19 protein-coding genes and 2 tRNA genes are annotated in these 22907 nt (G+C 44.3%); 9 read left to right on the top strand and 12 right to left on the bottom strand.

Annotation, left to right across the window (positions count from 1 at the left end; genetic code table 11):
* Window positions 1-105: 105 nt before the first annotated feature.
* On the bottom strand, window positions 106-1479 hold the full coding sequence (locus ST37_RS15440; RefSeq protein ID WP_084887957.1) for an L-cystine transporter: 1374 nt from the start codon (window positions 1477-1479) through the stop codon (window positions 106-108).
* A 414-nt stretch (window positions 1480-1893) separates the two neighbouring features.
* Here ST37_RS15440 and ST37_RS15445 point away from each other — a divergent pair, with 414 nt between their 5' ends.
* Window positions 1894-2934: a succinylglutamate desuccinylase gene (locus ST37_RS15445; protein WP_084887958.1), complete on the top strand. Its 1041-nt coding sequence runs from the start codon at window positions 1894-1896 to the stop codon at window positions 2932-2934.
* Window positions 2935-3056: 122 nt separating this feature from the next.
* Here the strand turns inward: ST37_RS15445 and ST37_RS15450 are convergent, their stop codons facing one another.
* Complete coding sequence (locus ST37_RS15450; protein WP_084887960.1) at window positions 3057-4217, bottom strand: alpha/beta fold hydrolase; 1161 nt, start codon at window positions 4215-4217, stop codon at window positions 3057-3059.
* Between the two features lie 83 nt (window positions 4218-4300).
* Window positions 4301-4846: a hypothetical protein gene (locus ST37_RS15455; protein WP_084887962.1), complete on the bottom strand. Its 546-nt coding sequence runs from the start codon at window positions 4844-4846 to the stop codon at window positions 4301-4303.
* Window positions 4847-4949: 103 nt separating this feature from the next.
* Between ST37_RS15455 and ST37_RS15460 the strand changes: the two genes are divergently transcribed.
* The 3 genes from ST37_RS15460 to ST37_RS15470 all read left to right on the top strand — a co-directional run bounded on the left by ST37_RS15460 (window position 4950) and on the right by ST37_RS15470 (window position 8686).
* Window positions 4950-6446 (top strand): DUF3612 domain-containing protein, encoded by a 1497-nt coding sequence (locus ST37_RS15460; RefSeq protein WP_084887964.1) that lies wholly within the window; start codon window positions 4950-4952, stop codon window positions 6444-6446.
* 222 nt (window positions 6447-6668) lie between these two features.
* Window positions 6669-7937: a glucose-1-phosphate adenylyltransferase gene (gene glgC, locus ST37_RS15465; RefSeq protein ID WP_084887966.1), complete on the top strand. Its 1269-nt coding sequence runs from the start codon at window positions 6669-6671 to the stop codon at window positions 7935-7937.
* Window positions 7938-8044: 107 nt separating this feature from the next.
* Window positions 8045-8686 carry a DUF2726 domain-containing protein gene (locus ST37_RS15470; protein WP_084887968.1) on the top strand — a complete coding sequence of 214 codons (642 nt, stop codon included), beginning with the start codon at window positions 8045-8047 and terminating at the stop codon, window positions 8684-8686.
* On the opposite strand, the gene ST37_RS15475 is transcribed toward ST37_RS15470, so the two are convergent.
* The 4 genes from ST37_RS15475 to ST37_RS15490 form a co-directional block, all read right to left on the bottom strand.
* The gene (locus tag ST37_RS15475) at window positions 8683-9561 is read right to left on the bottom strand and encodes a hypothetical protein (RefSeq protein WP_084887970.1); all 879 of its coding nucleotides are present in this window, start codon (window positions 9559-9561) and stop codon (window positions 8683-8685) included. The genes ST37_RS15470 and ST37_RS15475 overlap by 4 nt on opposite strands.
* 12 nt (window positions 9562-9573) lie before the next feature.
* On the bottom strand, window positions 9574-10569 hold the full coding sequence (locus ST37_RS15480) for a Gfo/Idh/MocA family oxidoreductase (protein WP_172401011.1): 996 nt from the start codon (window positions 10567-10569) through the stop codon (window positions 9574-9576).
* A gap of 12 nt (window positions 10570-10581) precedes the next feature.
* Window positions 10582-11046: a cytidine/deoxycytidylate deaminase family protein gene (locus ST37_RS15485; RefSeq protein ID WP_084887974.1), complete on the bottom strand. Its 465-nt coding sequence runs from the start codon at window positions 11044-11046 to the stop codon at window positions 10582-10584.
* Window positions 11047-11156: 110 nt separating this feature from the next.
* A complete protein-coding gene (locus ST37_RS15490; protein ID WP_084887976.1) occupies window positions 11157-13283 on the bottom strand; it encodes a sensor domain-containing diguanylate cyclase in 2127 nt (708 codons plus the stop codon).
* 154 nt (window positions 13284-13437) lie between these two features.
* Here ST37_RS15490 and ST37_RS15495 point away from each other — a divergent pair, with 154 nt between their 5' ends.
* The 3 genes from ST37_RS15495 to uxuA all read left to right on the top strand — a co-directional run bounded on the left by ST37_RS15495 (window position 13438) and on the right by uxuA (window position 16889).
* Entirely contained in the window at window positions 13438-14211 is a 774-nt protein-coding gene (locus ST37_RS15495; protein WP_277922159.1) for a TRAP transporter substrate-binding protein, read from the top strand.
* Window positions 14212-14330: 119 nt separating this feature from the next.
* On the top strand, window positions 14331-15812 hold the full coding sequence (locus tag ST37_RS15500; protein WP_084887980.1) for a mannitol dehydrogenase family protein: 1482 nt from the start codon (window positions 14331-14333) through the stop codon (window positions 15810-15812).
* A 3-nt stretch (window positions 15813-15815) separates the two neighbouring features.
* Window positions 15816-16889, top strand: coding sequence for a mannonate dehydratase (gene uxuA / locus ST37_RS15505; protein WP_084887982.1), 1074 nt, complete (start codon window positions 15816-15818; stop codon window positions 16887-16889).
* Between the two features lie 115 nt (window positions 16890-17004).
* Here the strand turns inward: uxuA and ST37_RS15510 are convergent.
* Both ST37_RS15510 and ST37_RS15515 read right to left on the bottom strand, forming a co-directional pair.
* Window positions 17005-17081: transfer RNA gene (locus tag ST37_RS15510), tRNA-Val, on the bottom strand.
* Between the two features lie 39 nt (window positions 17082-17120).
* Window positions 17121-17197 (bottom strand) — tRNA-Val (locus ST37_RS15515).
* A gap of 228 nt (window positions 17198-17425) precedes the next feature.
* Here ST37_RS15515 and ST37_RS15520 point away from each other — a divergent pair.
* Window positions 17426-19492, top strand: a complete 2067-nt coding sequence (locus tag ST37_RS15520) for a methyl-accepting chemotaxis protein (RefSeq protein ID WP_084887983.1) — start codon at window positions 17426-17428, stop codon at window positions 19490-19492.
* A gap of 65 nt (window positions 19493-19557) precedes the next feature.
* Here the strand turns inward: ST37_RS15520 and ST37_RS15525 are convergent, their stop codons facing one another.
* Window positions 19558-20928, bottom strand: a complete 1371-nt coding sequence (locus ST37_RS15525; protein ID WP_084887985.1) for an MATE family efflux transporter — start codon at window positions 20926-20928, stop codon at window positions 19558-19560.
* Between the two features lie 86 nt (window positions 20929-21014).
* Between ST37_RS15525 and ST37_RS15530 the strand changes: the two genes are divergently transcribed.
* Entirely contained in the window at window positions 21015-21626 is a 612-nt protein-coding gene (locus ST37_RS15530) for a riboflavin synthase subunit alpha (RefSeq protein WP_084887987.1), read from the top strand.
* A 29-nt stretch (window positions 21627-21655) separates the two neighbouring features.
* Here ST37_RS15530 and ST37_RS15535 read toward each other — a convergent pair whose 3' ends face one another.
* Both ST37_RS15535 and ST37_RS15540 read right to left on the bottom strand, forming a co-directional pair.
* On the bottom strand, window positions 21656-21859 hold the full coding sequence (locus ST37_RS15535; protein ID WP_084887989.1) for a CPXCG motif-containing cysteine-rich protein: 204 nt from the start codon (window positions 21857-21859) through the stop codon (window positions 21656-21658).
* A 25-nt stretch (window positions 21860-21884) separates the two neighbouring features.
* Complete coding sequence (locus ST37_RS15540) at window positions 21885-22760, bottom strand: fructosamine kinase family protein (protein ID WP_084887991.1); 876 nt, start codon at window positions 22758-22760, stop codon at window positions 21885-21887.
* Between the last annotated feature and the right edge of the window lie 147 nt (window positions 22761-22907).

The following is a 22907-nucleotide window of genomic DNA, read 5'->3' on the forward strand; positions in this document are numbered from 1 at the left end:
TTCTATTTTTCAAAGCAATTCAAACTCAAAGCATAAGCTGTTTTTGAGCTTCAAAAACAAAAAAAGCCAGCCACAATGGGCTAGCTTGATTAAATAAAAGCCAATTTAAGCGTTAGCGGATTCGAGCTCCGCTGGCGTCTCTTCTTGCTTAAGCAGTTTACTCGTAATCGTTCCTGCGGTCATTGCACCGGACACATTTAACGCGGTACGTGCCATATCGATAAGAGGTTCGATAGAAATAAGTAACGCCGCAATAGTGACGGGTAGCCCCATTGCAGGCAATACAATGAGCGCTGCGAAGGTAGCTCCGCCACCCACACCTGCAATACCAAATGAGCTGATCATTATGATAGCAACCAGAGAAGTGATAAACCCAATGTCCATCGGATTAATACCAACCGTTGGGGCAACCATAACAGCTAGCATAGCTGGATAGATACCAGCACATCCATTTTGACCAATGGTCGCACCAAATGATGCTGAAAGGTTTGCAATCGCTGGCGGAACTTTTAGTTTGGTGATTTGTGCTTCCACGTTAAGAGGAATGGTTGCCGCCGAGCTTCGAGAAGTAAATGCAAAGGTCAGCACTGGCCAAATCTTTTTAAAATATTCTTTTGGGCTGACACCGACAAAAGATACCAACAGACCATGTACCAAAAACATTAGACCAATCGCGACGTAGCTCGCGACAATAAAACCTAACAGGTTAAGAATATCCGTTGCTGACGATGTCGCGACCACTTTAGTCATTAGCCCAGCAATACCATAAGGGGTAAGCGCCATGATCATTTTCACCAAACGCATAACAATAGATTGAATGGCTTCGACAAAAGTACGAATTGGTGTTTCTAGCTCTTTTTTCTCTTGCATTACTTTACGCGCAGCAATACCCACAAGGATGCCAAAAATGACCACAGCAATAATGGATGTTGAGCGTGCGCCGGTTAAGTCATTAAACGGATTGGTTGGAATGAAGCTTAATAGCATTTGTGGAATGCTTAGGTCGCTGACACTATCTGCGCGGCTTTCTAACAGCGCAATTCGAGCTGTTTCGCGACTGCCTTCTACCAAGCCTTCAGCCGTTAGGCCAAAGGCTTGAGTAACCGCGATCCCTATCAATGCAGAGATGGCTGTTGTTACCATAAGCACGCCGATGGTTAAGCCACTGATTTTGCCTAGAGAGCCTGAGTTATCAAGCTTCACGACCGCAGAAATCATAGACACGAGAACTAACGGCATTATTACCATTTTCAGTAGGCTAACATAACCATTGCCGACCACATTAGTCCAGTCGATGGTTTCTTTAATGATGGCCGCGGAATCGCTATAAACAAGCTGAAGCACTAAGCCAAAACCGCTGCCTAACATAAGCCCGGTTAGAACAAGGAAAGAAAGTGTGCGTTCTTGGCGCTGTTGCTTAAATAAGAAAGCGAGTAATACAGCAAATACCGCTAAATTTGCAATGACAGCAACTGACATAATGAGTTCCTATATTATTGGAGTTTTAAAATCAACCGACGAAACGTCTCTATATTGAGAACGGCAGCATACAGTGTCTATTTGAACTCTCTAAATGCCTTTTTCTTCTTAATCATAACCGCAAACTATATCCGTAACATTTGTAATGATATCGAGTTAAAACCAAACATTATCATGGTGCAATCACTCACTTTCGCCCAATAAATGAGCGACTTAAAAATAATATGCAACAGGCTTGAAGTGGCTCTCAAAAAAAAGGGCTCAATTCAACGTAGAGAGCTCTTTCGGTTATGATCTAGATTGAATCGTCGATAGTTGGGCGTAAAAACTTTGAGAGTGTCTTAAGCAATGTAGACATCGTTTGCAAATGACAAATCGAAGTTAACCATCACCAGAAGCAAGGAGTGCGGTAGAATGCCGTTGTTTTCTCAAAGTTTTTTACATGACACCTTAGAACATCACCGACTTACCGGGCGTGACACTGTCACTGAAAAGTCTGTCACATTAGACAATTTAACCAACGTCAGTTTACTGGAAAGCGGCTATCTACTTGTTGAACCGGCATCGATAACGCCAGACACTAAACATATTGTTATTTCTAGCGGTGTACACGGTGACGAAACTGCGCCAATGGAGTCGGTCAATCACCTCGTTACTGATATCTTAAGTGGAAAAGTAGAGTCAAAGCATCGCTTGCTGGTGTTTTTTGGCCACCCAGAAGCTACGCTCAGTCATTCAAGGTTTGTGGTCGAAAACTTAAATAGACTGTTTGGCGAAGCACCCGATTATTCTAATAAAGAAACGGCTATTGCGTTACGAATAAAGCAGCACATTGATGCCTTTTTTGCTGGCACCGATCCAGCAACTCGCTGGCACTTCGATTTGCATTGCGCAATCCGCGGCTCTAAACACTATACCTTTGCAGTCAGTCCAAAAACCTTAAAACCCACCAGAAGTCGGGCGCTTATTGAATTTATGGATGCAGCCAAACTAGAAGCCGTACTCCTGTCTAACTCCCCAAGCCCAACCTGCAGTTGGTACTCGGCGGAAAATCACAGTGCACAAGCAGTGACGGTAGAGCTAGGACAAGTAGCGCCTCTGTGGCAAAACGATTTAGCTCGGATCCAACCATTTTTTGATGCGCTTACCTGCCTCATCACTGATAGGCCGTTACCACCGCAACCTCACACCATCATCACTTATCGGGTCAATAGAACCATCACTCGCCACTTTGAAAACTTCCAGTTTAACTTCGCTAAAGATGTAGAGAACTTTACGTCATTTGAGTTAGGCGATGTCCTTGGGCATGACGGCGAGCAGATATTAACCACCAAGGTGGCCCATGAAGCGGTTGTGTTCCCAAACCCTAATGTCGTTGTGGGTCAAAGAGCTGCATTAATGGTGTGTAAAGTAGCCACAAGATATGAGAATCAGCAGTTAGTCTACGATGCATAACGCTATGGCTATTACATTAAGCGCATTGCATTAAGACCATTGCATCGAGACCGCAGCACTAAGTCGCGGTGCAATAAAAAGGCGCTATCAATAGCGCCTTTATTATTCGCATAGAACACGCCTTAGTTTTCGGCTAAAAACACCAGTAGTGCGTCCATCGTTTCATCAAAATACGGGTTCCAACTGAGCCGTGCCCTTTGTGTTCTCTCGTCACCTAATCCATAAGCACCAAACCACACATTATTAGACAATTCACAAGACGTTACTGACATTTCAGGCTGCTGCTCAAAACAGAACCGGATTTCACCGTCTTTGTTGTAAACCGTATTTTCTGGAGAGAAAAGTGGCGATAAATGACTGCCACTGAATATCTGCTTCTTTGGCAGAACCATGGAATACTGGGTTATACGTGTATCGGCATAAGCTGTCTCACCAAACCAAAGCGCACGGCTATTGGGGTGAGTAAAGTTCATTTGAAACGCGTCGACAGCATATTGAGAATCAATGGTTTCATCTGCCTCGCTTAAAATCATAAAGGTAGGTAGCGAGACCTGTTTATTTTCTATGTGAGTTTTAACCTGCTTAGTACTCTGATAATAGGTCGCAGCACCATGCATTGAAAACGACGAGTAACGGGTATGATTGGATTCTAACTCTTGATCTACCCAATCGCTAAACCACTTCGCATAGGGTGTGTATTTAGCCATTGGATCGCGCGGATGATAAGCGGTAGAGACCAAAATCAACCCTTCAACTTCACCTGGATGAGACGCTGCATAATGGGTGACTAAGTTTGTTCCTGTCGAAAAACCACCAAGCCAAACTTTATCGACTTGATTTTGAAGCAGTTGAGTATGATGTTCGACGATTTCGTTCCAGTCTTCCAACTCAACCAGTTGAAGATCAGCAGGCTTGGAGCCATGACCTGGTAGCAATATAGCTCGCACTAGGTAGCCTTGTTCAGCCAGTACAGGGGCCATATCGACAAAGGAGTAGGGCGAGTCAGACAGACCATGTACAAGCAATATTCCTTCACCGTTAGGATTGCTAGGTACTATTTCGAACGGCATAACTGCATCGAGTTCTTTTTGCTGATTATCGCTGACAAAATGTCGATGCTCGATTAGCCACTGCTCTGTTTCGGCTAGATACTGATCGAATGTCGCTTGTTTGTACGGAGCGATGTTGTCATTGGCTATATACACAGGATCCGTTGTTTGAGAACAGCCAACAAGTAAAGTAGCGAGTGAAGCGGCAACGACTGTTGCTCGAAGGGTAGTCATTTAAAGAGTCCTTTCTAAATGATAACGGCTTAAATAAGTGTAACTCATTCAAGCCGTTGCAGCATCAGAAGAAAGTCGTGTAATTAAACGAATCGAGTTAATTGGTAGTCATCGTCTCTCTTGCTACGATATTCTTTATCTTCTAAGTGAGCAATCGGTGCACCTTGATTGCTGTTTTCCATCAAGCTTACCCAATATCTAACCCCACCAAGATTATCGGCGCTTAGGGTTGTTTGAGTTTCCAATTGCAGGTCGGAAATTGTCACAAGACCATCAGCACCACGTCGTTTTCCAAGCGTTAACTCAAGGTGTGAACCACTGTCATTTTTAAACACCAGCGCCTCTGGGGAATCTTTGTGGCCACCTAACGCGACAAACTGGCTAGGTTTTACCAGTCCACTTAAGCGACCATCCTTAAAACACACCATAAGATTGCAGTAATAAACGTAGTAGCTCGCTACGTCTTGGTGAGAGCCCCCATCCAGTGGAAAGTTTTTATCCAAAAATGATTTCACAACATGTTGTTGGCAAGGTTTCGCTTTTTTAACTTCACGCAATTGCGGTGACATTGGGTTCTCTGACAACGAGTTGGGAGAGTGTTCGTCATGGATTCGATGGGTCATAGTCATAGTGTGCTCCTGATGTTTTACTTTTTTGCTGCTTCATTTGTAGACTACCTGTTTTTTGTATACAATTTCACAACAAAAATTTCACAATGTGAATTTTACAAAAATGAAAAGTAAAAACTCTCTAGCTAGACAGACACATTTCTTGGGAACCAAGGTTAGAAATTTGCGCAAGCGTAATAATTTAACCATGGAGGACCTGTCCACTCGATGCGTACGGATCAATCCAGACTATGCGCCTTCGGTGTCCTATTTATCTATGATTGAGCGGGGCAAACGAATTCCGAGCGCAGACATGTTAGAGGTCATTGCGGATGTGTTTCAAAAACCGTTCGAATGGTTTCTAGATGATGAGCCGGAGGAGTCACACATTACGCCACATAAATCTGGCAAGGGTGGACTTGCAGGTATCGCGCTAGAGCCAAGTTTTCTTTTTACTCCCGATATTCTGCAAAATGCGATTCCAGAGCTGCTGTCGCAAGCAGGAATAGGAGGGAGGCAATTTGCTCAACTATTGATCAGAGCGCATCAGGAAAATAACCAAAATCATTTTCCAGACCTGGAGAAACGTGCGGAAGAAATTGGTGGGAAACGTTTACCGTTAAGTGTTGAAGACCTAATGGACATCGCGAAGCAGCTAGGTGTACGTATCCATTGGATTTCAGAAACACCACGCGCAATCCGTAACGAGTTAGGCATTGATGGGAAAGAGATCATCACCTCACACTTTGAGCCTCCTGGTCACATTTACCTCAATGATATGCTTAAGCAATTTCCTACACGACTTAAATATGATCTTGCGGTCTATATTGGCCACTGTGTTTTGCACAACGAGCAGGGTGTAAAAACCAGTCTAAGAGTAGGGCACCATTCAAACTGGAACGACGCTCAAAACCAGAACCTGGATCTAAACGCTGCTGACATTTTAGACGCATGGCGAGATTTTGAGTCCAGCTTTTTCGCCGGTGCTTTGTTATGCCCAAAAGTTCCATTTCGACAATTACTGGATAGAAACGGTTATGAAATAGCAAGCCACCAACTGGCACAAGTGTCGCCGTCCGTTGCAATGAGAAGGATGACCGTTGTGTCACCTTATCCAAACTGGCATTACTTTGATGCTTATGGTCCAGGCAAACTAAAAGCGGTCTATCGTGGCAATGGTATTCCTTTACCTTGGGGGAATATGCGTCAGGTCGAAGACCCATGTCGGCACTGGGCAGTGTTTCGCATGCTATCGACACCAAGTAACGGTACTTCGGCACAAATCTCGGTGTTAGATGTCGCGGGGCAACCGCGAATTTATTGTTGTGAGTCGGTGTATATGCGAGATCCAGCCGGTAACAATAGGGTGTTATGTGCTGGTCTTGATTTAAATCCAGCGATCGCTGCACAAGGCATTGATAGCATCGAAATGGCGCAACAGTTAAAAGAAGCCTGCGTATCTCACCACGGTGAGGTTGCTATTGCACCTTCCATAAAGACCGCATTAAGTAAAGTATCGAAAATCCTTAATGTAGGGTGGATAGAACGAGGCATTGAGAAACCCGCTCGCATTATCTGTTCAAGGGGAACAGTCTGTCCAAGAGAGCCAAAATGCTACTAAAGCAGTGGATTGATTGGTCATTCGTTGCACAGTTTTCACATGTAAGGGGTGGTTTGTTAGGTAACTGTTTGCGTAAGCGCAATTTTTAAGCAGTTAGATCGACCGACTTCAAGGATTTAGTATTGCTTCAAAAAAAACGTAATCTAAAGGGGGTATAGTCATTAAACCGCACAAAAAGTATGACAATAGTGCGTTAATAAAAATACTAGGAGAGACCCTCACATGCCCCACAATAAATATTCGCACCACCCAAGCAATCGTTTGCTTAAGAACACCATTGCGTTGGTTCTTGCGGGTGGTAAAGGTACTCGCTTAAAAGGCCTTACTAAAGATGACGCTAAGCCCGCTGTTTCTTTTGCTGGAAAGTATAAAATAATTGATTTCGCACTTTCCAACTGCTATCACTCAGGCATACGCTCGGTAGGTGTTCTTACCCAGTTTATGGCCCACAACCTTATTTTACACCTTCAGCGTGGTTGGCAGTTCTCTTCCAACGCTTTGGGTGACGGTGTACAGATTGTCCCTGCACAGCAGCGTACTGGCAACGACTGGTATCGTGGTACGGCAGATGCGGTCTACCAAAACTTAGATTTGATCCGTCAAATGGACGCTGACCGTATACTTATTCTTGGCGGTGACCACATCTACAAGATGGATTATTCGCGCATGCTTAACTTCCACTCTGAAACTAATGCCGATGTCACTGTAGCGTGCATTAATAAACCCATCGAACAGGCAAGCGCATTTGGTGTAATGGCAATCGACGGTGAAGGTAATGTGGTAGAATTCCAAGAGAAACCGGCCAATCCTGCACCAAGTCCGACGGATCCAAGTAAATCTCTAGTTTCTATGGGGATCTACATCTTCAATAAAGAAGTATTGGAGCGTGAACTCGTCGAAGCGCTAAGAGATCCTGAGTATCAACATGACTTTGGCCATAACATCATCCCTGCAATTATTAAGCGTTTGAATGTACGTGGTTATGTGTTCAGTGCTCACGGGCATCCATGTGAAACAGCGTATTGGCGTGATGTAGGTGATCTAGACGAATACTACGCAGCCAACATGGACATCTTGTCACCTAAGCCTGAGTTGGACCTTTACGACCGTCAATGGCCAACATTGACCACACAATCACAGTTACCTGGTGCGAAGTTTGTCTTCAATGAACCAGAGCGTCGTGGAGCAGCGACGGATTCGGTTCTCTCTGCAGGGACCATTGTGTCAGGTTCGACGGTTGATCACTCTTTACTTTCTACGTCGGTGTATGTAGATGAAGGCTCGGTTGTCCGTGATTCAATACTTTTACCTGAAGTTGTAGTGGGCCAAAACTGTAAACTAACCAAAGTGATTGTTGGTGAAGGGACTATACTGCCAGATGGTATTGTGATCGGTGATGACCTTGAACACGATGCGAAATATTTTGAAGTGACTGAGAAAGGTGTTGTGTTAGTGATGCCAAGTGATTTAGAAAACTACCAAGCTAAATAATCATCACTTTCTAACCAAATCATACAATTGGGAGCGAAATCGCTCTCAATTGTTTTTTTGGGCTGTTACACTTTACTCGCCTAAAGTGACATAACAGCGGACAGAGCATGGTCGAAATTGCAATTCTATTTTTAGTACTGGTTGTTTTCTACCTTATTGTAAGGAGTAAAGTCCTAAAACGGTATGTAGCAGAAGAGTACCGCTATTCAGCCCGTAAACGCTTTTTTAGCGATGTAGAACACGCGCTCAATATCGCGTTACTCGAAGCAGTTCAAGACAAAGCTTTGGTTCAATCCAAAGTCGCGCTCTCTAGTATCGTTGTCCCGCAAGAATCCAGCAGTAAAAAGCGCGCGCGAGCCTATGCCAAAGCGTTGAAAGCGACCCTAGACTATGTAATTGTGGATATTCAAAGTGGGCGAGTAGTCTGTACAATCGTTATTGACGATGGCAAAAAAATTAGCCCGCAGAAGGCTGATCGAGAAAAAGCCATTTTAGCGATCTGCCGCAGCGCCAACATTCCCGTTATTTCATTAAACCAACAACATGCGTATCGAGTCTCGGCCATCAGTCGAAAACTATCGCCCTATCTAAACTTAGAAACTGACACCAGCAGCGCTAAATTTTGTCAAAAATGTGGCAGCCCGTTAGTGATTCGAACCGCGACGCAAGGTGAGATGGTTGGACGCCGTTTTTGGGTATGCAGTCGTGCGCCAAACTGTAACTATATTGAGAACATTCTCGAGCACTAAAATCGCGTATCCAAAGTAACAAAAACGCTTTGTCGTTCGCCAAACGAAAATTCACCAATCACGTTAAACGTTTTATTGAATGTGTATTGAAACCCCGCCACCGGCGACCAAGCCGTGGCCAAGCTTTGCTCGACGTTAAATCGGCCTTCTTCATCGCGATTAACCAAATCAATCAAGCTCGCCAACTCACTAGGTAGATCTAAGTCTGAGATATTACCAGATAGACTCTGTTGAATATCCTGATACTGGGCTCCGACCCAAGCCCGAATTGGAGTGCCATGATTGGTAAAATCATAGCCAACACGTGGTGTCGCGACAAACGAATCTATACCACCGTCAATCACGGTTAGGTTAGTCTTGGTGAAGCTTGCATCTACGAGGGTAAACCAGTTTCCATGGCCACCCGCTAGGACAAAGCCACCACCATACATATTTCCATCTAGATCTAAACGAAAAGGAAGATCTTTCGCAACGGGTAGTCCTCCAAGTGTATTTATCTCTACGTCAATTGTTGTTTGAGAGTAGCCTTTGATTTTACCGCCAATGGCATAAAAGTTAAGGAAGGGAAACAGCCAAACATCCGCTCTTAATGTGAGTACATCGCTATTTTGGTAGCTATCTCGAGTCGCAATATTTATTGCATCACTCGGGATTGGTATACGGCCTAACTTCAGCCCTTCAAAACTAATGCTATCGACATTTATCCCTTGCTCAACATGCATATAACCGATACTGATGCCAAACGCCTCAGGGAGCACGTAGCCTAACGCCTCGGCATCCGACTTCCAGATAGGTAGCTCAAAGCCTTCGGCAAACGCCGCATTAGGTAACGCTGCCGTCATCGCCAACAGTAACATAACGCGATTGTGCTTCATGATTAAGCTCGCTTAGCTGCGCGGTGCAAATGGGTAATTGACGCCGCCTTTTTCAAGTATATCATCCATGATGTTGGCCATTGTTAAGGTGAAGTCGTGACTGACACGATCACTCTGTAACTTACCCGCGGCAATGCAGTGCTGCGCTTCTTCAATTTGATATTCAAACCCATTCTTTCGATAGGGGATGTGACTCACTCTCTTTTCGCCATTAGCGGGTGACAAAGTCGCATGCTGGGCTTCCCAAAAATTCGCATCAATGGAAATGCGGCCCTTGGTACCGAAGATGTTAAAAGTATTACTTAATTCGGAGACTAATGTGCAGGTAAACACGCTGGTGGCACTACCGTAGTCAAGCAATCCCGTAGTACGTTGATCCACATGAGTCGCACTTTTCTCTACCGAAGAATGCACTGCTAGAGGCGCTTTTTGCATCACAAAGTCAGACATTGCAAGATTATAAATCCCTGTGTCCAACAAGGCTCCGCCTGCTAATTCGATGTTATAGAGCCTGTTGTTTGGATCATTGGGAAAAACAAAGCCAAAGCTTGACTCCATAGTGACAATGTCACCTATAAGTCCCGCAGCGATCCAATCTCTTACCTGTTGCCATAGCGGTAAACAGCGGGTCCACAACGCTTCCATTAAAAAGGTATTTTGCTCGTGTGAAAGAGCGATGAGTTCCTTTGCTTGCTTCGCGGTGACACAGAGGGGTTTTTCACACAACACCGGCTTTTTTGCTAACAAGCAGCTTTTCACCAACTCAAAGTGAAATCGATGAGGACTGGAAATGTAAACAGCGTCGATGTCACTCGATTGAATCAGCGCATCGTACGAGTTATAAACGGTCGGGATGCCGTGTTGGTTGGCAAATTCTTGAGCTCGTTCAACACTTCGGCTAGCGACACCATATACCAGACCATTATTTACAGCTTCAAAGGCTTGTGCAAAACGGTTAGCTATATTGCCCGGAGCAAGGATACCCCAGCGAAAAGGTCCATTTTTCATCATCACTTCCTATTATCGTACGTTTTCTTGGCTGTCTGCCAAATCTTTTAACGGCAACCAATCAACACGAACACCGGCTTGCATGAACATTTCTTGGCTAATTTTAATTTTGTCGCCCCAGCGGGAGATAAAATCTTCGGTTTGCTCTGGGCAGTGCACGCATGCAATCCCCGTTTGAATTATTTTTGCCGCGCAGTTTGGGCAGGGGAAATGAGTCACCCATATTTCGCAGCCTTCTAAATCGCGTTTTGCGAATAAGATGGCGTTTTCTTCTGCGTGCAATGTCTTGAGGTATTTTAGCTCTCGTTCGTCGGTTTGGGCGCTATCAGAAATACCGTGAGGGTAGCCGTTAAAACCAACCGAGACGATACGGTTGTTCTTAGTGATCACCGCACCAACTTGAGTAGAGGGGTCTTTACTCCATGAGCCAACAAGCTCGGCCATCTGGAAAAAACGTTTAGACCATTTTGAAATCATTGTGCGCGTATCCTTAATCTGAAAGTATAGAAAACACCAGTTTAAGTAAGCCTATGGCGTACCACATAAAAAGTCTAGTGATTCTAGTTTCGGCGAGACTAGGATCTGCATTAGTCACATAGCAATTGTTCTTTTTTACAAGTACGAACGAGATATCCGTTTCTACCCTGATTCTTGATTTGATAGAGTGCTTCGTCCGCCAAGTCAAACAGTAGATTAAAACGAGTGCCACGTTCGGGGCGTTCTGCTATTGCTGCGCCTACTGACAAGGTGATTGGAGTGTTGATGCCATCGATGTGCAGTGCATAGCAGTTATCCAGAAGTGATTGCAAACGATATTCTAACGCGTCTTGCTTCAACCCTTCAGCAAGCAGCAAAAACTCATCACCACCGTATCGAAATAGATGTGCATTGCAGTCGCTAAAACGTTCAGCAAGTAAGTTAGCCACCATCACTAGCGCTTGGTCGCCCATTTGATGTCCGAAGGTATCGTTAAACTGCTTATACTCATCAATATCGATAAGGGCCAGTGAAAAACTGGTTGAGTTAACGACGCTATAGTCTAACGATTCATGGAACAACTCACTCAACTGATGCCGATTACGCAAACCGGTGAGTGGATCAGTTTGCGACAATTTTTCGAGTTGCTGATTGGCGATCAATAATCTCGCTTTCTGCTGCAAGTTAATGAGCGATATACCAATGAAGTTAGCCAATTGCTCAAACAGACGGCGATGATAAGAGTGATATTGATCAACCTCTTTAGCGCGCAATGATAGGACGCCAAGTAACTCATTTTTAAGCACAATAGGGGTCATGAGTAACGAGTGGCACTCTTCGTCATTCACAACTGGGTTGCTCACTTCTTTGTATTCTGTATTAAGGAAGGGAGATAGGGTATCTGACGTCACCGAGTTAATATGCACCGTTTGAAGGTGGTTAACGACAAAAGCACCTAGGTTGTCACCTATATTACAGTCGACACGCTTTCCTTTAACAGAACCATTCACATCGTAAAAATAACAATAATCTAAGATATCGCTAGCGTTATCATAAAGCGCTATCCCAAACTCAAAAGTAGGGAACACAGTGTTCACTTGCTGATATATCTTAGGCAGAGTCTTAGAAAGGTTGTCACTTGTTGCAATCATTTGGCCAATGGTATTGATGGCGTCTAAGTTCTCGAAGACTTTGCTATTAATAAGCTGTTCTTGTCGCTCTGCTGTACTATCAATCTCTTCGACAACACTTTCTTTCCTTGCTGTTTCATGTTCATCCAGCGCGCTGGATACCAATCGTCGAAGTTGATTCTCAACGTTAGCAAGGCGTTCCCACATCTTAAGTTCAGTTAAGGCCTCGCACTGTAGCTCTAAGGCACGTCTGCGAGCGATTGGTCTTAATTCAGAACCAAGCTGGGCAAATATCGCATCACACACTTCAACGCTTTCGATGTATCGCGCATGTTGATTGTAAAACCGTGCAATCCCAATCTCATTCTCGACATGATCGTTAACCGATAGCGCATCGGTAAAATATTGACGCGCAGTAAAAAAGAGTTGTTGGGCTTTATCAAAGTTACAGTTATCGAGACTTGCATAACTGCGTGCAAGGTAGGAGTGTGCAATGGCCAACAGACGTATATTGTTATTTTTAGTACCAATCTCTACCGCATCTTCTAATACGGTGACAGCTTCGCGTCCACGGCCAAGGTGTGTCTGAGCATATCCAATGTTAAGTAAGCAAACACAATAGTTATACGCATTAAATGACGAGGACGATAACTCAGCGCCTTTACTGGCGCACTCTAAAGCGCGTTCGTAATGGCCTAAAAAACAGTAAAACCCACTTATATTGACTAAGATCCAAGAAAGCGTTCCGGTGTCGAGTCGATGTTCGTTAGTAAGGGCGGCTTTAAAATGAACGCTGGCAAGTTCTGTTCTTTCTTGCTCGTAGTGAATGGTTGCTGTTAAAAGGTGAGAAATAGCGGTTAAGACGTAATCTCCATCAGACGCAATACGAATACACGAGGCATACTCCTCAATGGCCAACTCATCCTCGTCTGAGCGGATAGCCCTCATGCCATTTAAAAAGTGACGCAACGTGTTAGAGATAGGAACACCGTGTTTCACACTGACTGCTTCTATTTTCTTTTCAATGAAGTCTAACCCAGCGATGTCAGGGTGAGTACGAAGTTGACTCGCTAACGCGATCATCTCATGTCTGGAATTTTTCATCATTATACGCTCCTAGAAGCTCAATGATACCGTATCGCTACCTGTAAGTGAATTTAAAACGATTAAAAGCAGCGCCTCGTCTAGCCCATAAGTCACTTTTTGTTTTGGTACGTTGTTGCAATAAAAAGAGACTAAAATGGATACTATACTTTTTTGAATATTAGGTAATGAAACTAAACTACTGCAAATGGTACAAGGTGGTACTATCGGCGTCACCAAAGTAAGTGCAGCGCCACTGACTGCATTTGCGTCAGATTACACCATTCTTTCTCTCCCTTACCTATACCGTGACCGCGCACAATATGATGCTGTACTGCAGGGTCCGATTGGTGAGCAAATCCTAATGTCTTCCAAAGATTCTGGCTTTATTGGTCTTGCATTTTTGGATGCAGGTGCGCGCAGTTTCTACACCGACAAACCCATTCGTACTCCAGAAGATTTGAAAGGTCTGAAAATTCGTGTGCAAAACTCAGCACTTTCTATTGATACTATCAAAGCGTTGGGCGGCACTCCGGTTCCACTACCTTACGGTGAACTTTACTCTGCATTGCAACAGGGTGTTGTTGATGGTGCGGAAAACAACATTCCGTCTTACTACTCCTCTCGTCACTACGAAGTAAAGAAAACGTTTTCTTACGACAAGCACACTATGGTTCCAGACGTACTTGTAGTGTCAACAGGCGTATGGGATAGCTTATCTGCTGAAGAGCAAGCGAAAATTCGTGAAATCGCAAAAGAGACAGTTAAGCAACAAGATACTAACTGGGCAAACTATGTAGAAAAAGCGAAAGCGGAACTGGTCAATCAAAACATTACTTTTGTTGAAAGTGATATTCCAAAGTTCCAAGAAGCCGTTAAGCCTGTGTATGATAAATTCCGTAAGGAAAACCCAGATCTAGTCACTCTTCTAGACAAAATTCAAGCAATGTAATTAGAGATGTTTCTATAGCGTGGGGATATTTCCCTGCGCTATTCGTCACACACTCTCTCACAAATCATCTTGCGCAAAGAATTCGTTGCGTCTGTTAATATCATTTGGTTCGAATAATTATGAGATTAAGTCAAGATTACTTATCTGAGGCTAATGCCCTAATTAAACCCAACGAAAATAATAATAATGCAAAAGTTGGAATTGTACATTTGGGCTTTGGCGCTTTTCACCGCGCTCATCAGGCATTGATTACGGATGCTGTGATAAAAGAGCTTGGTGGTAACTGGAAAATTGTTGGTGTTACATGGAGCAATGTAGAATTACAGAGAGAACTAGCGGCTCAAGACAACCTCTATTCGATCGGCGTCGGATACAACGATCAATTAGACATCAACATCGTTGACTCCATTGAAACGGTGTTGATGTCAGCTCAGACAGAGCAAGTTTTAAGTTATATGTGTGACCCAGAGGTGAAAATCGTCTCTCTGACCGTCACAGAAAAGGGCTATTGCCACAACCCGGCGACCGGTGATTTGGACCTTTCACATCCGCTGATTGTGCATGATTTAAAAAATATTGACACACCAAAATCTGCGATCGGACTTTTGGTTTCAGCTATGCGTTGTCGCTATCAAAAAGGAGTGCAACCATTTACACCATTGACCTGTGACAACTTACCTGAAAATGGTCATGTATTAGAAAAAGTAGTGTTGCAGTTTGCCAAGCAACTTGATGTTGATCTCTATCAATGGATTAAAAAGCACATCACTTTCCCATGCACAATGGTCGACCGAATTGTTCCTCGCACGACAGAAAATGATATCGCTCGTATAGAGAACATTTTGGGTCTCGAAGATAAAGCCAGTGTGATTACCGAACCTTTTCTACAATGGGTGATTGAAGACAAATTTGCCAATGAACGTCCTGCATGGGAGAAGACGTCAATCGCCAATGTTCAGGTTACGGATAACGTTGTACCGTATGAAGAAATGAAACTGCGCCTGCTTAACGGGACACATTCTACTATGGCCTATCTTGGTTACTTGTCTGGTTATGTGACAATTTCGGAAACTATTCAAGATCCTAACTTCAAAACGTTTGTTCGCTATCTGATGGACGAGGAAATTACGCCATCGTTAAGCATTGAAGGCATTGACCTCGAAAAGTACAAAGACCAATTAATTGAGCGTTACGAAAACAAAGCGCTGCAACACCGTACATGGCAGATTGCGATGGACGGAACACAGAAGGTTCCGCAGCGCTTTTTGCAAACCATTGACTATTCACTAAACAATGGCATTTCAATTAGAGGTTTATGTCTAGCTTTGGCGGGCTGGATTCGTTATGTCAGCGGTGTGAACGAACAGGGGCAGGCGATTGACGTGCAAGATCCTCTCAAACAGCAGCTTGCACAAATTTGGCTGCAAGCTGGCTCAGATTTAGAAAAAGCCTTAGATGGCTTCTTATCTCTTCATAGTGTCTTTGAAAAAGATCTAGCGAGTAATCAAACATTCAGAGCAGAGCTTCAATCCGCGTTAGAAACACTGTTTTCAAAGGGTGCCAAAGAATCAGTAGCCAGCTTCGTAGCACAGAGGAAATAACAAATGAAAATGACATTTCGTTGGTATGGCGAAGGAAACGACAAAGTTACTCTTGGCAATATTAAACAGATCCCAGGTGTAGAAGGCATCGTCTGGTCACTGCATGACATGGCAGCCGGGGAGTTATGGAGCGAAGAGCGTATTGCGAAAGAAAAAGCGATCATCGAAGCTGCGGGTTTTCATATTGATGTTGTTGAGAGTGTCAACGTTCACGAAGACATCAAGCTTGGTTTGTCAACTCGTGACAAGTATATCGACAACTATAAAGAAACACTCCGCCGTTTGGCAAAAGTGGGTGTAAAAGTGGTGTGTTATAACTTTATGCCCGTATTTGACTGGACTCGAACCGAACTCTACAAAGAGATGGAAGATGGTTCAAACGCGCTTTTTTTTGAAAAGAACAAAATCGAAAATATCGACCCAATAGAGCTGATTGAAAAGTTATCGACCAATGTGGATGTGACCATGCCAGGTTGGGAGCCAGAACGTTTAGCTCGCCTGAAGGAAGTATTTAAACTGTACGAAAACTTCACAGAAGAAGACTTGTGGCACAGCCTACAATACTTCCTTGATCAAGTGATCCCAGTGTGTGAAGAAGTCGGTATTAAAATGGGTATTCACCCTGACGATCCTGCATTTCCAATTTTTGGTTTGCCTCGCTTGATCATCAATAAAGAAAATATCGGTCGTTTTCTTAACCTAGTGGATAGCCCTTACAACGGATTGAGTTTGTGTGCTGGTTCATTAGGTTCTGCGAATAACGATATTCCAGACATTATTGATGCATACCACGACCGCATACATTTCATGCACATTCGAAACGTTAAACGTTATGACAACGGGGATTTTATTGAAGCCTCACACCGTGCTTGTGACGGTTCGGTTGATACCGTTAAAGTCGTGCAGACTTTGCATAAATATGGTTATGATGGCTACGTGCGCCCCGATCATGGTCGTCATATTTGGGGCGAAGAACAGTGGGCACGACCGGGATACGGACTTTACGACCGTGCTTTAGGAGTTATGTATATTCTTGGCGTGTGGGATAGCGCAGAAAAGAACGCGAAAGAACCTTAAGAAAAGCAACAAGGACTGAAAGTAATAATGGCACTGTCAAAACAGTTATAATTAGTGCCGATCGTACTCTACAGACAAGAAAAAACCCGCTAAAAAGCGGGTTTATCTTTAAATTTGGTGGGTCCGGGCGAATTCGAATCGCCGACCCCTACCATGTCAAGGTAGTACTCTAACCAACTGAGCTACGGACCCAAATTTGTGTGTTCAACTGACTGCTTATGCAGTCAAGGATGGTGCGTCCGAGTGAATTCGAATCACCGACCCCTACCATGTCAAGGTAGTGCTCTAACCAACTGAGCTACGGACGCAACGTCTTGAACGCAGACGATATTACCTAGAGACCGTATTAGGTGCAACAAATTATTGTGCCAACGTGATCTGACTGCTTAACAATCGAGCACCGCTCCTTAATGCTGCCTAAAACACCAGCGTTACCGTCTCAAATACGGCTTCATCAATTTGACGTAAATCTGCAATGTGACTGTCACAAAGCCTGCCTAGTATCGCACGAAAGTTTAGATTGCTAGGAGAGCAACTTGAAAAACGTTGATTTAGTAGACATTTCGCGACAGGCTGAGTCCACAACAATCCCGCCAAAGACTCACGGCGGCACCTCAATCATTTATGCCATTGTCGCGGTATTTGGTGTTGTGCTGTTAGTCAGTGTTATTGCAAGTTTTAGAAGTGCTTATCTAGTTGACTCGATTGATGACGAGTTTAGTCAGCTATCACATCATGAACTTCCAGTTGCGTTTAACAACGTTAACCTTACCCAGAACGCACTCATTAAGCTCATGCACTTCAATTTGGCAGGCAATGCGCAAACGAAAGAGGAGCTTGAAGTCCAGTTAGCCACGTTGGACACACTTAATGATGCGTCAGTCAGCGATTTTCAATCTCTTCAGAGCCGATTAGCCACTGTCAAAGACCCACTACTAGAGGAAATCTTACAGCTAAACGTTGACAATGAAACTCTTGCTCAGCAGTTTATTGATGCCAAACGGAGTCAATTAGATGTCCGTAGTCGCTCTCAGCAAAATATCGCACAGTTTCAGTACGGTATAGATTCTATAGGCCCTGAAATGAGCCGTATATCTTCCTATTTGTCGGAAGAACACCCAGTCGCTGTTGACGCGGCAAACCGCTTTAGTGACGCCGCGGTGACAATGTCACGTTCATTCCTGCTGTTTTTGGCCGCAGACAATGCAGCTCAGGCGCAAAAGCACTATCGAGACCTACGAGGACGCTTGGCAGGGCTTGAGCTTGCATACGACGACTACGCTGAAATCAAACCCGATATTAAAGAGTTCCCGAGTTTAACGTCCGCCTACGACATTGTGTTGGAAGGTTTGCAGCGAAATGGCGTAGTTTCACAATTGATGGATAGTTTTCAACTGGATCAAACCGCGCAAGCGACACTAGCTGAACTGACGCAAAACACCGAACAACTCACACACAACAGCTCGTTGATTGCACACGAAATAGAAAAACAACTGCTGTTGCAGGGAAATACCATTTCGTCGTCAATTAACTACACCAAAGCGACGCTATGGATAGCATGTTCAATTATTGCCATCACCATTTTTGTCAGCGCAATAGCCCTTAGCCAGTGGCTACAAAAGGGCGTAAAGGTGATGCATGAGGGACTAACTCGATTGGTGAAGTTGGACTATCAAAAGAAAGCGTGTGAAACAAAGGGCCCTAAAGAACTGCGTCAACTGAGCCAGATGCTCAATCAAGTTACAGACTCAACAAAGACTTCTCTAAGTAAAGTGAACGCGAGCAGTATAGAGCTTAACACTAATGCTCATGGTTCGTTTGAGACGGCAAAGTATACCTATGAAAATATGGATAACGTAGCTGCATACGTAGAGACCGTGGCCTCTGCGGTCAATGAACTTGAAGCGAGCATTAAAGAGATAGCTGCATTCACCACAGAAACCAATCAAGAGACTCAAATCACTTCAGACCAATCCTTGCAAGGCACAAAAACGGTCCAGCATAATTCGGAATTACTCACCAAACTCGAAACATCAATGAGTACTAGCGCTCAAGCAATGGCACTGCTGGATCAAAAAGTAGTGAAGATCGAAGAGATGGTGAGTGTGATCAGCAATATTGCCGAAGGCACAAACTTATTGGCATTAAACGCAGCTATTGAAGCAGCACGGGCAGGGGACATGGGGCGTGGATTTGCGGTTGTCGCAGATGAAGTGCGTAAACTGGCCAGCGAAACAACCCAACAAACCACCAATATACGCACTATGGTCGATGATTTACAATCGACAGCTCAACACTCAAAATCGTTGGTGCTCACGAGCCAAAAAGACATGCAGATTGCGCTCGAAAGTAACCGCCAAATGGAGCAACGCTTTGCCGAAATTGCGCATTCAGTGGAGACCATTCACGAACGCTCAGAACAAATATCGGTGTCTGCAGAGCAGCAACAAAGTGCCACTGAAGAAGTGAATCTGACCATCGCCGCAATGATGGATAAAGCGAATCATGTGAAAACTCAATTAAACCATTTGGTTGACGATGCTGAAAAGGTTGCCAACATTTCTAAAACCCAACAGTCGCAATTAGAGAGCTATGCGCTGTAGCATTGAACACCTGTAGCGTTGCGTTAATGCTGAATACAATAAAGGCGCATAGAGCGCCTTTATTGTTACCGGTTTGCAAATCTAAACTGTATTTGATCCGATTGTTTATGCATCCATCTTATACGCATAAACAGCAGTAATGCGGCTGTAGACAAGCCAGCGATAAATCCGTACCAAAACCCTTCTGCACCAAGCGCTGGAACCAACAAGTCGGTGCGCCCTAACACATAGCCTAACGGCAGCCCGACACACCAATAGGCGAAAAAGGTGATCACAAATATGGAGCGCATGTCTTTGTAACCTCTTAGTGCACCCGCCGCGATGACTTGAATTGAGTCGGTACATTGGTAAATCGCGGCAAGCAGTAATAGATGTCCAGCAAGTACGATCACTTCTGTATTGTCGGTATAAAGTAGCGCGATCTGTTCACGATAAAACACGGTTAATAATGCTGTAACGACCGCTGTTGCTAATCCTGCAATCAGGCCGACTCGGGTCGATACCTTTGCACCATCGGTGCTTTTTTCGCCTAGTTTATGCCCCACACGGATGCTCACTGCTGCGCCTATACTCATAGGAAGCATAAAGATCATCGACGAAAAGTTAATGGCCACTTGGTGCGAAGCGACAACGATGGGACCAAGCGGCGCAACCAATATAGCCACCACGGCAAATAGCGTCACTTCGAAGAACATCGCCAATGCAACGGGTAATCCCAGGGTAAATAGGCGCCATTGCTCTTTCCAATTCGGTGCATACCAGCGTTCAAACAAACCGATTTTTTGCAGCTTTTTAGCTTTAGCGACATACCCCACCATAAGAGCGAACATCACCCAATACACAATCGTTGTTGCAACACCACAACCAACGCCACCTAACGCTGGCAAACCCAGTTTTCCATAAACCAAAATATAGTTTAAAGGAATGTTCAATAGCAGCCCTACAAACCCAATGACCATGGCAGGTTTGGTTAAAGACATACCGTCGGTATAGCTGCGGAAATTTTGAAATAACAAGAATGCAGGAATAGCCCAAATAACGGCATCAATATAGCCGCTGGTTATTTGAGACATCGCTACATCGACATCCATAAACGACAGGATCTTAGGCGTTTGAACCAGCACCAACCCAATTGGCACTGCGAGCAGCAACGACAGATACACGCCTTGCTGAATTTCTGGTGCGATTTTTTCGATGCGTCCAGAGCCGTTAAGCTGCGCTACGACGGGGATCAGCGCCATTAGTACACCAATCCCAAACAATATACTGGGCAGCCAAATACTGGCCGCAATCGACACGGCCGCCATATCGGTTGCACTCACACCGCCCGCCATCACTGTGTCGACAAACCCCATACCGGTTTGTGCAACAGAAGCAATAAGCACTGGCGTTGCTAGGCGTACAAGGTGATTGGTTTCGCGTACATAACGTTGCATAGCATTCCTAAAAAACAATTGAATAGCAGGAAAAGAACGCGAATAATAATCCAGTTAACGCTGTGATGAAACCTAAGTGAGGAAGAATGTTTACAGGAATTGTGCAAGGTATGGGAAAAGTCGTCAAAGTCGTTGACGAGCCACAGTTTAGAAAGCTTACCATTGAGCTACCAGAAGGTCTGTCGAGTAGCATTCAACTAGGTGCATCTATCGCAAATAACGGCTGTTGTCTGACAGTGACAGCGCAAAATGATCAAGAGGTCACCTTTGACCTGATGCAAGAGACTCTGCACAAAACCAATTTGTCACACTTACAAGCCAATGATCAGGTGAACATTGAACGTGCTGCAAAAGTTGGTGATGAAATAGGGGGTCACACCGTTTCAGGCCACATCGTTGGTCAGGCAGTGATTACACACATAGTACCAGGTCACCAGCAACAACAAATATGGTTTAGCATTGACCCAAGTTGGGCCAAATACATACTTCATAAAGGGTTCGTTGCGATTGACGGTTGCTCACTGACGATTGGTGAAGTCGAACAAGACCGTTTTTGTGTCTACTTAATACCCGAAACACTTGAGCGAACCTGTTTTGGTCATCGTAAAGTCGATGACAAAGTGAATATTGAAATTGATCCTCAAACCCAAGCGATCGTTGATACTGTCGAGCGTGTGCTAGAACAAAGGGGTCAATAGTGTTATCAAAGCCACTCTAATTGGGTGGCTTAGTACATTTGCTCGTCGTCAGCGTCGACCATTAAGTCGATATGATCATGTTGCTCGTCCACATGCATACTCAAATGTATAGGGCAGCAACATGCGGGACAATCCTCATAAAAGCTTTGATCGCCATTGGTCGCATCCACTGATACCCGAATATGATGCCCACAATGAGGGCAATCTATGCCTTTTTCGCTGAATGTTTTCATATTGATCTCCTACCAAACCACCACTCTATGAATAGCTTAGCATTAGTTCATCAATCATCTGTTCCGCCTGTTGAATGTAATGTCCACCAAACAGATTACAGTGGTTGAGTACATGGTAAAGATTATAGATAGACTTGCGGCGTTGATAGCCGTCAGCTAACGGATACACGGACTGATAGCCTTTGTAAAAGTCGCTATCAAAACCACCAAACAATTCGGTCATCGCAATATCACACTCTCTATCCCCATAATAACAAGCAGGATCAAAACAGAGTGGGCCAAATGGACCATTAGCCGCATTACCGCTCCACAAATCGCCGTGAAGCAATGATGGCGAAGGGTTATGATTTTTTAGTCCGTAGTAGACACTGTCGAGCAATGCGTCGTTGTCTTGCGCAACCCGTATGCCTTTTTCAGCCAGCAAACTCAGTTGCCACGCGATCCGCTGATCGGCAAAAAACTGAGCCCATTTCTTATGCCACCGGTTAGGCTGAACCGTTGTACCAATGTAGTTATCGTTATCAAACCCGTATTCGAGCTGCGTATGAATAGCATGCAGCTCAGCCAATTGCTCACCAAATTCCAGACTGTTTCGACATTGATAGAGTGATTTCGTTGGCAAGTAATTCAGGATGATGAATGCATTCCCGCGAGTTTTTCCCAGAGTAATAAACTCCGGTACATTCACTGTATTGGTGTTTCTCAACGTAGTGAGATTATCCTGCTCTGCCTCGAACATAGGAAGGAACTCGGAGGCGTTTATTTTTACAAAGTAGCGCTGCTCTCCATCCGATATTTCGTAGTTCTCATTGATGTTGCCTCCTGAAATCCGCATTCGTTCCAAAATCTTGAAATCAAACTGCAAAGTATCACTTAACTGCTTAGCGATTGCATTCCACATACGGACTCCTTGAGACGGTCAATTATGAATTCACCTACTTGCCATATTGTTATTGTAGAAGAGTTATTCCTGCATACCTGTTAACAAAAGCACAAAATAAACCTATAGCTGTGAGTAACATCGTTTTTTACGCAACAAATTGACAAA

This window comes from Vibrio sp. qd031 (genome assembly GCF_002100145.1).
Taxonomy (GTDB): Bacteria; Pseudomonadota; Gammaproteobacteria; order Enterobacterales; family Vibrionaceae; genus Vibrio.

Bases quoted from the DNA above. Each gene is read 5' to 3' on its own strand.
- ST37_RS15450 (WP_084887960.1), bottom strand. From the start codon at position 4,217: ATGACTACCCTTCGAGCAACAGTCGTTGCCGCTTCACTCGCTACTTTA.
- uxuA (WP_084887982.1), top strand. From the start codon at position 15,816: ATGAAAATGACATTTCGTTGGTATGGCGAAGGAAACGACAAAGTTACT.
- ST37_RS15440 (WP_084887957.1), bottom strand. From the start codon at position 1,479: ATGTCAGTTGCTGTCATTGCAAATTTAGCGGTATTTGCTGTATTACTC.
- ST37_RS15525 (WP_084887985.1), bottom strand. From the start codon at position 20,928: ATGCAACGTTATGTACGCGAAACCAATCACCTTGTACGCCTAGCAACG.
- ST37_RS15455 (WP_084887962.1), bottom strand. From the start codon at position 4,846: ATGACTATGACCCATCGAATCCATGACGAACACTCTCCCAACTCGTTG.
- ST37_RS15535 (WP_084887989.1), bottom strand. From the start codon at position 21,859: ATGAAAACATTCAGCGAAAAAGGCATAGATTGCCCTCATTGTGGGCAT.
- ST37_RS15445 (WP_084887958.1), top strand. From the start codon at position 1,894: ATGCCGTTGTTTTCTCAAAGTTTTTTACATGACACCTTAGAACATCAC.
- ST37_RS15470 (WP_084887968.1), top strand. From the start codon at position 8,045: ATGGTCGAAATTGCAATTCTATTTTTAGTACTGGTTGTTTTCTACCTT.
- ST37_RS15460 (WP_084887964.1), top strand. From the start codon at position 4,950: ATGAAAAGTAAAAACTCTCTAGCTAGACAGACACATTTCTTGGGAACC.
- ST37_RS15540 (WP_084887991.1), bottom strand. From the start codon at position 22,760: ATGTGGAATGCAATCGCTAAGCAGTTAAGTGATACTTTGCAGTTTGAT.
- glgC (WP_084887966.1), top strand. From the start codon at position 6,669: ATGCCCCACAATAAATATTCGCACCACCCAAGCAATCGTTTGCTTAAG.
- ST37_RS15530 (WP_084887987.1), top strand. From the start codon at position 21,015: ATGTTTACAGGAATTGTGCAAGGTATGGGAAAAGTCGTCAAAGTCGTT.
- ST37_RS15485 (WP_084887974.1), bottom strand. From the start codon at position 11,046: ATGATTTCAAAATGGTCTAAACGTTTTTTCCAGATGGCCGAGCTTGTT.
- ST37_RS15480 (WP_172401011.1), bottom strand. From the start codon at position 10,569: ATGAAAAATGGACCTTTTCGCTGGGGTATCCTTGCTCCGGGCAATATA.
- ST37_RS15500 (WP_084887980.1), top strand. From the start codon at position 14,331: ATGAGATTAAGTCAAGATTACTTATCTGAGGCTAATGCCCTAATTAAA.
- ST37_RS15490 (WP_084887976.1), bottom strand. From the start codon at position 13,283: ATGATGAAAAATTCCAGACATGAGATGATCGCGTTAGCGAGTCAACTT.
- ST37_RS15475 (WP_084887970.1), bottom strand. From the start codon at position 9,561: ATGAAGCACAATCGCGTTATGTTACTGTTGGCGATGACGGCAGCGTTA.